Source organism: Anaerococcus sp. HMSC068A02 (assembly GCF_001811125.1).
Taxonomy (GTDB): domain Bacteria; phylum Bacillota; class Clostridia; order Tissierellales; family Peptoniphilaceae; genus Anaerococcus; species Anaerococcus vaginalis_C.
Genome location: NZ_KV803713.1, coordinates 1 through 3,126 on the forward strand (window position 1 = coordinate 1; position 3,126 = coordinate 3,126).

The following is a 3,126-nucleotide window of genomic DNA, read 5'->3' on the forward strand; positions in this document are numbered from 1 at the left end:
TCAATAGCTATAAATATTTCCAGTCAAGATTTAAAGTTTAGTATCCATTAGCTTAATACATTACTGCACTTACACCTTGGACCTATCTAAGGTATTTTCTTTACCTACTCTAAGAAATCTTATCTTGAGGCATGCTTCGTACTTAGATGCTTTCAGTACTTATCATTCCCGCACTTAGCTACCGAGCCATGCTAGTGGCCTAACAACTCGTACACCATTGGTGCGTCCATCCCGGTCCTCTCGTACTAAGGACAGCTCCTCTCAAATTTCTTACGCCCACGCTGGATAGGGACCGAACTGTCTCACGACGTTCTGAACCCAGCTCGCGTGCCTCTTTAATGGGCGAACAGCCCAACCCTTGGGACCTACTCCAGCCCCAGGATGAGACGAGCCGACATCGAGGTGCCAAACCTCCCCGTCGATGTGGACTCTTGGGGGAGATAAGCCTGTTATCCCCGGGGTAGCTTTTATCCGTTGAGCGATGGCCCTTCCATGCGGTACCACCGGATCACTAAGTCCGTCTTTCGACTCTGCTTGAGTTGTAGCTCTCGCAGTTAAGCTCGCTTTTGCCTTTATACTCTGCGAATGGTTTCCGTCCATTCTGAGCGAACCTTTGAACGCCTCCGTTACTTTTTAGGAGGCGACCGCCCCAGTCAAACTGCCCAACTGACAATGTCCCATGCCCTGATTCAAGGGCTATGGTTAGAACTTTGATATTAAAAGGTTGGTATCCCACCAGTGACTCCTCCTAGATTGGCATCCAGATATCTCAGTCTCCCAACTATCCTGTACATTTAATCTCAAAATCCAATATCAGCCTACAGTAAAGCTCCACGGGGTCTTTCCGTCCTAGCGTGGGTAAGTCGCATCTTCACGACTACTACAATTTCACCGGATCCTTTGTTGAGACAGTGCCCAAATCGTTACACCTTTCGTGCGGGTCGGAACTTACCCGACAAGGAATTTCGCTACCTTAGGACCGTTATAGTTACGGCCGCCGTTTACTGGGGCTTAAGTTCTAGCCTTCGATTGCTCTAAGCCTTCCCCTTAACCTTCCAGCACCGGGCAGGTGTCAGCTCCTATACTTCATCTTGCGATTTTGCAGAAACTTGTGTTTTTGGTAAACAGTCGCTTGGGCCTGGTTTCTGTGGCCTGATTGCTCAGGCTCCCCTTCTCCCGAAGTTACGGGGACATTTTGCCGAGTTCCTTAACAAAGGTTCTTCCGCGCGTCTTGGTATTCTCTACCTCCCTACCTGTGTCGGTTTTGGTACGGGCGCTTTGGTCTGGATAGTGACTTTTCTTGGCAACCTGGAATCGGCAACTTCTCTACTTATGTTTTCGATACCTATCGGCTTTTAGAATTTGTGAAAAGCGGATTTGCCTACTTTTCTTCCTACGGCTTTAGACCATCTTTTCCATCTGATGGCTTTGCTTATCCTTTTGCGTCATCACTTCTCTCTTAACGACTTCAAGCGGTACAGGAATATAAACCTGTTATCCATCGCCTACGCCTTTCGGCCTTGGCTTAGGTCCCGACTTTCCCTGAGGGGACGAGCCTTGCTCAGGAGTCCTTAGGGTTTCGACGGGGATGATTCTCACATCCCTTCTCGCTACTCATGCCAGCATTCTCTCTTGTATTAGATCCACTTTTGCTTTCGCCTTGGCTTCGTCTCTAATACAATGCTCCTCTACCACTAATAGAGGTATTAAGTTTAGCTATGAGTCCTAGTTTTTAACTCTAACCAGTGATTGTTAGTTCATAATTTCTTATGTTACTCACTTTTGACTTTAGACTTGTGTTTTTTGAATATTTTTTTCTTAATCTTAATATCCTATCTTTTATGTCTGCGTCTGAAATTTGTTTTTCTTTTTAATCTCTTCTGTTTTTGTTAAATATTTCCTAGTCTCATTTGTAAACTTAATCCCTCTATTAATCCGAAGCTTCGGTATTGAATTTGAGCCCCGTTCATTTTCGGCGCAAACCCACTTGACCAGTGAGCTATTACGCATTCTTTAAATGCATGGCTGCTTCTAAGCCAACGTCCTGGTTGTCTTAGTAGATTCACATCCTTTTCCACTTAATTCAAATTTTGGGACCTTAGCTGTCGGTCTGGGCTGTTTCCCTTTCGACTTAGAAGCTTATCCCCCTAAGTCTGACTCCCTGACTTGATTTTTTGGCATTCGGAGTTTGATAGGTTTTGGTACGGTAATCCGCCCTAGACCATTCAGTGCTCTACCTCCTAAAATCTTAGGTCAGAGGCTAGCCCTAAAGCTATTTCGAGGAGAACCAGCTATCTCCGGGTTCGTTTGGTTTTTCGCCCCTATCCACAGTTCATCCGATGCGTTTTAAACCGCACCCGGTTCGAGCCTCCATTGAATTTTACTTCAACTTCACTCTGACCATGGATAGATCACCCGGTTTCGGGTCTATTCTAACTTACTTTCGCCCTATTAAGACTCGCTTTCGCTACGGCTTCTGATCTTAAATCATTAACCTTGCAATTTAGAATAACTCGCTGGCCCATTCTACAAAAGGTACGACATCACGTTCGCTCACGCTCTGTCTGCTTGTAGGCACTAGGTTTCAGGTTCTATTTCACTCCCCTTTCGGGGTTCTTTTCACCTTTCCCTCACGGTACTTGTTCACTATCGGTCACATGTTAGTATTTAGCCTTAGGGGATGGGCCCCCTATCTTCACACCGGGTTACTCGTGCCCGGTGATACTTTCCCTCTCGTTTATTAATGTTTTCGTCTACAAGACTTTCACTTTCTTTGGTTTAGCTTTTCAGATAATTTGACTAACTTTAATAAATCGCTTATGAGTTAGGCTCTTTTCCGTTCGCTCGCCGCTACTTAGAAAATCGATGTTTCTTTCTTTTCCTCCTGCTACTTAGATGTTTCAGTTCGCAGGGTTTCGCCTTACTAAGCTATGTATTCACTTAGTAATGATTGTGTCTTCCACAACCGGGTTGCCCCATTCGGAGACCTAGGGGTCAATGCTTTTTGTGAGCTTACCCTAGTTTTCGTTCACTTACGTCCTTTTTCGCCTTCATGTGCCAAGGCATCCACCTTGTGCCCTTTTTTTCTTGACTGGAAATATTTATAGCTATTTAATTTTATTAGGT

The 3,126-nt window shown here is 45.1% G+C and carries 1 rRNA gene; it reads right to left on the reverse strand.

From position 1 onward, the window contains the following. Positions 1 to 19 precede the first annotated feature (19 nt). Positions 20 to 3,093: ribosomal RNA gene (locus tag HMPREF2782_RS01130) — 23S ribosomal RNA — on the reverse strand. Positions 3,094 to 3,126: the final 33 nt, after the last annotated feature.